Source organism: Polaromonas sp. (assembly GCF_030689685.1).
GTDB lineage: Bacteria > Pseudomonadota > Gammaproteobacteria > Burkholderiales > Burkholderiaceae_C > Polaromonas.
Genome location: NZ_JAUYEY010000055.1, coordinates 63,131 through 70,086, shown reverse-complemented (window position 1 = coordinate 70,086; position 6,956 = coordinate 63,131). Strand labels below are relative to the sequence as shown.

At 62.4% G+C, this 6,956-nt stretch carries 8 protein-coding genes; 6 read left to right on the top strand and 2 right to left on the bottom strand.

Annotated features, from left to right (window positions below; genetic code table 11):
- The first annotated feature begins 867 nt into the window (after positions 1–867).
- Positions 868–1,632, top strand: a complete 765-nt coding sequence (locus Q8O29_RS13845) for a Crp/Fnr family transcriptional regulator (protein ID WP_305563734.1) — start codon at positions 868–870, stop codon at positions 1,630–1,632.
- 176 nt (positions 1,633–1,808) lie between these two features.
- Positions 1,809–1,946 (top strand): hypothetical protein, encoded by a 138-nt coding sequence (locus tag Q8O29_RS13840; protein ID WP_305563732.1) that lies wholly within the window; start codon positions 1,809–1,811, stop codon positions 1,944–1,946.
- Between the two features lie 30 nt (positions 1,947–1,976).
- On the opposite strand, the gene Q8O29_RS13835 is transcribed toward Q8O29_RS13840, so the two are convergent.
- Positions 1,977–2,138: a hypothetical protein gene (locus tag Q8O29_RS13835; protein ID WP_305563730.1), complete on the bottom strand. Its 162-nt coding sequence runs from the start codon at positions 2,136–2,138 to the stop codon at positions 1,977–1,979.
- Here Q8O29_RS13835 and Q8O29_RS13830 point away from each other — a divergent pair.
- Together Q8O29_RS13830 and Q8O29_RS13825 are read left to right on the top strand one after the other, a co-directional pair.
- Positions 2,137–2,892 (top strand): YoaK family protein, encoded by a 756-nt coding sequence (locus Q8O29_RS13830; protein WP_305563728.1) that lies wholly within the window; start codon positions 2,137–2,139, stop codon positions 2,890–2,892. The genes Q8O29_RS13835 and Q8O29_RS13830 overlap by 2 nt on opposite strands.
- A 23-nt stretch (positions 2,893–2,915) precedes the next feature.
- Positions 2,916–3,701: a fused MFS/spermidine synthase gene (locus Q8O29_RS13825; RefSeq protein ID WP_305563726.1), complete on the top strand. Its 786-nt coding sequence runs from the start codon at positions 2,916–2,918 to the stop codon at positions 3,699–3,701.
- Positions 3,702–3,718: 17 nt separating this feature from the next.
- Here the strand turns inward: Q8O29_RS13825 and Q8O29_RS13820 are convergent, their stop codons facing one another.
- The gene (locus tag Q8O29_RS13820; RefSeq protein WP_305563724.1) at positions 3,719–5,074 is read right to left on the bottom strand and encodes a putative zinc-binding metallopeptidase; all 1,356 of its coding nucleotides are present in this window, start codon (positions 5,072–5,074) and stop codon (positions 3,719–3,721) included.
- A gap of 170 nt (positions 5,075–5,244) precedes the next feature.
- Here Q8O29_RS13820 and Q8O29_RS13815 point away from each other — a divergent pair, with 170 nt between their 5' ends.
- Complete coding sequence (locus Q8O29_RS13815) at positions 5,245–5,436, top strand: 4-oxalocrotonate tautomerase (protein ID WP_305563722.1); 192 nt, start codon at positions 5,245–5,247, stop codon at positions 5,434–5,436.
- 71 nt (positions 5,437–5,507) lie between these two features.
- Positions 5,508–6,953 carry an MFS transporter gene (locus Q8O29_RS13810; RefSeq protein WP_305563743.1) on the top strand — a complete coding sequence of 482 codons (1,446 nt, stop codon included), beginning with the start codon at positions 5,508–5,510 and terminating at the stop codon, positions 6,951–6,953.
- Positions 6,954–6,956 lie beyond the last annotated feature (3 nt).

The window sequence follows — 6,956 nt, the reverse complement described above, 5'->3', positions numbered from 1 at the left end:
AGCCTTGACGCGCTGGAGGAGCAGCTTGCACTGGGACTCAGAACTTTGGAGCAAAACCCTGAAACTGTGCGCACCATTGTCTCTTGGGATTGGATTGTGAGCTCCTTGATTACTTCATTTATGAAGTAGAAATGGAATTACTGCTTCGGTCTGCCAGAGGTCGAAAGCTACTTTTCTCGAGCGGCCGACGCTGAGATCACGCTGTGGGCGCTTTCCGACACGCTGACAGCCCCTTGACCGAGGCGCTTCGCCCGGCCGAGCCCGGAACATTCATTGGTGTCCTGCATAAACTCACCAGGCAGGACCACTCGTTCGCCCCGTCACTCAATAAAGAAATAAAGTAAATCCATGCACAAATTTCTTCAATCCACGCTGCACGCTATGGTCTTCGTCGCGCCCTGGGGTCTTGCGAGTTTGGCCGTGTCAGCCCCGCAATCTGGCGTTGCAGCATTTGTCACCGAGGGCCGAACTTATGAGGGCGAATACGCCGTCAAGAACCAAGCCATCTCGGTCAACATTGATGGCTTGGTGTACCGGGGCAACTACGCGGCCAATCTCCAGGAAGGCGGGGCAGCGCCCGGCGGCGCCCAGGTAGGCAATTGGGGTCGCGCTTTTCTGTTTGCCACCAGTGCGAAGGTGTTGCAGTGTCAATTGGACTCAGGTTTTCCCCGCGTCAGCGGACGCTGCCAAAGTGCGGATGGCCGGAATTTTGATTTGAAACCGGGTGCGCCAGGAAAACCCTCGGGCGCAACATCTGCGAAAGTAAAGACGCCTACGTCCTGACGCGAGCCGTCGCGAGACCCACCGCTTGGCCACCGTCCCAACCACCGGGTGACTGCCCCCAACCCTCGGCTTACAGAAGTTCACTTGCCGCTGCAAAAGGATTTGTCCCTCGCCAACCGCCTGATTGCACTGATGCCAGCGGATGATCGCGCGCTTTTTCTTGAACACAGTGAAATGATTGAACTGAAAGTTCAATCCGTCTTGACCCTGGCTGGCGAAAATCCTGATCATGCGTACTTTCCCGTGGACAGCGTGGTGGCGGCGCTTTTGCCCGGCAACGGCGCTGATGGTCTGGAAATGGGCCTGATCGGCAATGAGGGCATGGTCAACACTTCGCTGGTATTGGGCGTGAGTGCCTCCGCGTTTACAAGTGTGGTTCAGGGCGCGGGTAGATCTTTCAAAATTCACCATCGGGCGCTGGAAAAACTGCTCGCGGGCGAATCCTGTTTGCGCATTGTTCTCAACCGCTACATTGATGTGCGCATGAGCCACCTCGCGCAACAGGTGGCCTGCAAAAATTCTCATACAGTCGAACAACGCCTTGCACGCTGGTTGCTGATGACGAGAGACCGAACTCATGCCAATGAGCTGTTCCTGACGCATGAAGCTCTTGGCCGCATGCTTGGTGTCCGGCGCGAGAGCATCACCCAGTCCGCGCGCGCGCTGCAAAGGCACGGGCTCATCAGCTATACCCGGGGCTATGTCATGTTGATGGATGCTACGGCGCTGGAGCAAGTAGCCTGTGCCTGTTACCGGCGTGACCTCGCGGTTTACGAGCGCACGCTTCGTCAGCCCTGCGCGATCAATGGCCGCAGGCCGGCGCAGACCGCCGAAAAAGCGTTACTTTGATGCCTCGCCAAGCACTGGTCACCATCAGCTTCGGTTCTGCCTCGGCAATGGCTGCACGGTCTGCGCGAAGGCAGTGGGTAGCCCCGCACTCCAAACGCCGCTGCTTGCGCGCCCAACGGATCTGGGCCAGACCCTGTTCATGTTTGTCAGCCACAGTGGTCCGCCCGCCCCACCCCATGACCAAACGAAGCTGCGAAAAGCGGATCAAGGAAGGTTTGCTGCGGCCGGTGCAAACGCACGGCGTCGTGGCGCAAGCCCTGGACAAGCTGCTCAAGGAAGTGGCGCCTGTGGATACAACGGACTTTTCGGTATAAACCTTTTCGGGACAGCCAATCTGACCCCCGCTAGCCAGCAAACATTGCTATAAATTCAATAGCTGTTTGCGCCCGTCCATCAAGGGCTGGAGGCAGATTTCTCTCTTGTTTCACAGATTCGCGTTGTGCCAGCATCGAAGCAAGCACTGCCAGGGCGCGCTTGCGGCCAGGCGGATAATGAGTCTCAGCCATGATCCTCACCTTTTTGCTCCAGCTCACCGCACGGGAGCGCACACGCCGCAGCAACCGGCAGTTCGGCGGCATCCTGGCCTTTGTCGCTGGCGCCATCAATGCCGGCGGTTTTCTGGCGGTTCATCGCTACACCTCGCACATGACAGGCATCGTCTCTTCGGTGGCCGATGACCTGGTGCTGGGCAGCATTGGCCTGGCGCTCGCGGGTCTGGTTTCGCTGGCCGCGTTTGTCGCCGGCGCCATCACCACCACCTTGCTGATCAGTTGGGCGCGCCGCCATGAGTTGCGCAGCAAATACGCGCTGGCCTTGCTGCTGGAAGCCACGCTGCTACTGGTCTTCGGCCTGGTCGGGGCCAACCTGAAGTCCTTCGCCAGCCTGCTGGTGCCCACCGCCGTGCTGCTGCTGTGTTTCATCATGGGCCTGCAAAACGCCATCGTCACCAAGATCTCGAATGCCGAGATCCGCACCACGCACATGACCGGCGTCATCACCGACCTGGGCATCGAGCTGGGCCGCCTGATTTATTGGAACCACTCCAAAAAAGCCAACGACATCCAGTTCGTGCGGGCCAACACCGACAAGCTGTTCACCCACGCCAGCCTCCTTGGCCTGTTTTTCTCCGGCGGTGTCGCCGGCGCGCTGGCCTTCAAGGCGATGGGCTTCAGCGCCACCCTGCCGATTGCTTTGCTGCTGGTCGCCATGGCTTTGCCGGCTGTCGTGATCGATTTGCGCAAGCTGGCGCAAGCCCGGTAACCCCGCTGCCTGCCCTGCCCGCCATGACGGACGCACAGACGCCTGCCGGCGGCGACTTCCTGTCGCTGCAACACGTCAAGCCTTTTGTGCGCGAGGACGGCGCCGCCAAATCCCTGCACTTCGCGCTGGGCGAGCTGCAAAGCCGCATGCTGCTGCGCCGGCCCGCTTACCTGGCCCTCGACTACACCCGGACCATGATGGGTTTTCTGCTGTTCAGGCCGGCGCCGGTTCACATCGGCATGATCGGCCTGGGCGGCGGTTCGCTGGCCAAGTTTTGCCACCGGCAACTGGGCACAAGCCGGATGACGGTGCTCGAAATCAACCCCCATGTGATCGCACTGCGCCGCGAGTTCCAGGTGCCCGAGGACGACGAACGTTTCCAGGTGATCGCCGCCGACGGGGCGCTGTATCTGCAGCAGGAGGTGCCCAGTTTCGATGTGCTGCTGGTGGACGGCTTCGACCACCAGGGCCAGCCGGCGGCGCTGTGTTCACAAGACTTTTACAACGACTGTTTTGCGGCCCTCGCGGCCGATGGCGTGCTGGTGGTCAACCTGCACTGCGACCACCCCGACTATGCGTTGCTGGTGGGCCGCATCAGCCGCAGCTTCAATGGCAACGCGGTCGAAGTCATGGCCGTGGAAAAAAGCAACAGCATCGTGTTTGCATCTAGGGGCGAGGCCATCTCGCCACGCCGCATGAGCCTGGCGCAAAGCCTGTCCGGACTGGATGCCGAGGCACGCATGCAGCTCAAGAGCGAGCTGGTGCGGATTGCCTGGGAGATGAAAAACCTGGACCCGGAAACGGCGTGAATCGCGCCTGAACTCGGTCAAAAATTGTTCTGGCCCTGTACCTGTTGCTGGGGGTCAAAGCGCTGGGACTGGCGCTGGGGTTCTTCCATCTCCCGGCTGTTGTCGCCGTTGTTGTTGTCCACATCGTTGGTCTGGTCCCGTCCCTGACTTTGAGCAGTGCCGGAGGGGGCGGAGCCATCGGACGGCGCGGCGGGCTCATTGACCGCACTCACCACCAGGTGAATGAACTGCAGCTTGGCCACCACCCCATGCGGCAGTACAAAGGGGTAAAAGTCGGGCTGCCCCATGGCGCGAGACATCTCGTTGAGCAGCATGGTCAAGCGGGTCCAGCAGTTCAAAAAAGCCAGGAAGCGTTCCGCATCCGGATGCTCGGGCTGGTACAGCGCATCAAGAGTGAAAGGCGTGAACTCCAGTTGCGCGGTGTCGGTGGCCAAGCCAAAACTAAGAGCCGTGTCCACGGTGTCGCGGATGTGCAGGTAATGCGCCCAGCATTCGGCCCAGTCTTCCCAGGGGTGCACGCTGGCGTAGGCGCTGACGTAACGCAGCGCCCAGTCGGGTCGCGGACCCCGCGCATAGTTGGTCTGCAGGCTGGCCGCGTAGTCCTGGGTTTCATCGCCGAACAGTTCGCGAAAGCCCTGCAGCCATCCGGTGCCGGCGATCAGCCGGTCCCAGTAGTAGTGGCCCACCTCATGGCGGAAGTGTCCGAGCAGCGTGCGGTAAGGCTCGTGCATGGCCTTGCGCACCGCCTCGCGCGTGGCGTCGTCGGCCTCGTTGAGGTTCAGCGTGATCAGGCCAGTGTTGTGCCCGGTCATGATGTGCGGCCCGTAGTCCGGCGAGCGCAGGAAGTCGAACATCAGCCCGCCTTCCGGGTCTTCACTGACGCGCGAGGACAGCGGCAAGCCGAGCGCCAGCAACGCCGAGACCAGCCGGCGTTTGGCCAGCTCAACCCGGCCCCAGAGTTCACCGTTGTCCGGGTGCTCGGGGTCGTTCAGGTCGGGAATGGTGCGGTTGAGCCGGCAGGCGCGGCACAGCAGCACCTGCGGCTGGCCCTCCCCGACCGGCACCAGCCAGTTGCAGGCTGCCGGGCTTTGCAGGTTGGTGCAGCGCAAGTAGGCTGGGGTCGGCACATCGCCGCTCGTGGTGTCAGAACTGCCTTCAGCGTGCCACGCCAGCCAGGTGTCGGGGTCCTGACCAGGCATCAGCGGCAGCAGGCGCGCCTGGACGGTGTCATAACCCAGCGGCGTACCGCAGGCCAGGCAAGTGCTGTTGCGAAAGAACACCGGGCAGCCGCACTGGCAGCGATAAGCACGGCCCGCCAGGCTCGGCAGATCGGGAGTGACCAGAGCGGGCGGCGAATCGGTGGTGTTGGACAAAAAAAACTGCTCTCGAATCTCAGGGGGGCCAGCCTTAAAGTTTGCCACGTTTGCAAACGCGTCTTGCGCCGACTTGCCTTGTCCGGGTGTCAGCCTTTACTGACAAAAACCAGCCGGCGCGCCGGGCTTTTATCATGTCATACCCGATTGACCTCAACCCAAGGACGCCCATGCCCACTTACCACGTCGAAATGATGGAAGGCCGCACCATCGAACAGAAAAAAAAACTGGTCGCGGAAATCACCCGTGTCAGTGTCGACATCCTGGGCGGTTCCCCGGATTCCGTTGATGTCATCATCACCGACATCAAGCGCGAGAACTGGGCCACCGGCGGCAAGCTCTGGTCCGAGCCGCGCGGCTGATTCCGCGCCCTGCCACCGAGTGGTGACTTGAACCGAGGCCGCCATTGAGCAGCCCGTCCACCCTCCCCGAAATGCAGGCGCGTTACGGCCCGCGTTACCGCTGGCTGCTTTTGCTGTCGGTGATGGTCGGCACCATGGCGTCCATCATGTCCTCAACCATCGTCAACGTGGCGATTCCGGACATGAGCCAGCACTTCACGCTGGGCCAGGAGCGCGCCCAGTGGGTCACCTCGGGTTTCATGGTGGCCATGACGGTGTCCATGCTGACCACGCCCTGGCTGCTGGCGCGTTACGGCTACCGCCGAACCTACGTGGGCACCATGCTGCTGCTGCTGGCGGGCGGCATCGTCGGCGGTTTTGCCAACAGCTTTGCGCTGGTGCTGGGCGCGCGCGTCGCCGAAGGCCTGGCGGCCGGCGTGGTGCAGCCGATCCCCGCGATCATCATCATGCGGGCCTTCCAGCCCAACGAACAGGGTCGCGCCAGCGGCATCTTCGGCATGGGGGTGGTGCTGGCACCGGCTATCGGCCCCAGCATAGGCGGCGTGCTGGTTGATTTGTTCGGCTGGCGCTCGATTTTTTTCATGGTGGTTCCGTTTTGCCTGGCCTCGCTGTGGCTGGCTTACCGCTACGTGCCGGTCACCGCGCCCGGCGGCGCTGCGGCCAACCGCAAGGGCGCGACGCTGGACTGGCGCGGCCTGCTGCTGGGCGGCGCCGGCACCCTGTGCCTGCTCAACGGCATGGTGGCGCTGCATGGCGGTTCGGTGATGGAAGCCGTCCTGCTTCTTGGTGCTGCGGTGGCCGCATTGGGCGTGTTCCTGGCGTGGCAGCGGCGCATGGCCGCCACTGGCCGCGAGCCACTGATGAACCTGGCGTTGTTCAGTTACCGTCCGTTTGCGATGGGCAGCATCGTCGCCTTCATCTACGGCACGGCGCTGTTCGGCTCGACCTATTTGTTGCCGGTCTACATGCAGCTGGGCCTGGGCCTGTCGGCCTCCTATGTCGGCAGCATTTTGTTGCCGGCCGGTTTTGTGCTGGCCGTCACGATCGCGCTGGTGGGCCGGCTGGCCGACCGCAGGCCCACCTGGCTGCTGGTCAGCATCGGGCTGGCGCTGCTGGCACTGTCGTTTGCGCTGATGCTGACCGTGACGCTGAGCACCGCGATATGGTTGCTGGTGCTCTGGGCCATCCTGGGCCGCATCGGGCTGGGCTTCATCCTGCCCTCGCTGAATCTCGGCTCGCTGCGGGCCCTGAGTTCGGACCTGATCTCGCAGGGGTCCAGCGCCATCAATTTTGTGCGCATGCTGGGCGGCGCCATCGGTGTCAGCCTGTGCGGCATCGTGCTCGAATGGCGGCTGGCGGCACACGGTGATTCACTGTCGCAAACAGCCAGCAGCCCGGCGCGGCTGGCGGCCTTCAACGAGTCTTTCCTGATGCTGGCCGCCCTGTGCGTGCTGGCACTGTTCGCTGCTTGGCGGCTGCGTCCACCGGCCGCCCCAGCCTCGTCTGCAGGAAACTAAAAC

Excerpts from the sequence above, each read along its gene's own strand:
- Q8O29_RS13840 (WP_305563732.1), top strand. The coding sequence starts at position 1,809 with ATGACCAAACGAAGCTGCGAAAAGCGGATCAAGGAAGGTTTGCTGCGG.
- Q8O29_RS13830 (WP_305563728.1), top strand. The coding sequence starts at position 2,137 with ATGATCCTCACCTTTTTGCTCCAGCTCACCGCACGGGAGCGCACACGC.
- Q8O29_RS13835 (WP_305563730.1), bottom strand. The coding sequence starts at position 2,138 with ATGGCTGAGACTCATTATCCGCCTGGCCGCAAGCGCGCCCTGGCAGTG.
- Q8O29_RS13825 (WP_305563726.1), top strand. The coding sequence starts at position 2,916 with ATGACGGACGCACAGACGCCTGCCGGCGGCGACTTCCTGTCGCTGCAA.
- Q8O29_RS13815 (WP_305563722.1), top strand. The coding sequence starts at position 5,245 with ATGCCCACTTACCACGTCGAAATGATGGAAGGCCGCACCATCGAACAG.
- Q8O29_RS13810 (WP_305563743.1), top strand. The coding sequence starts at position 5,508 with ATGCAGGCGCGTTACGGCCCGCGTTACCGCTGGCTGCTTTTGCTGTCG.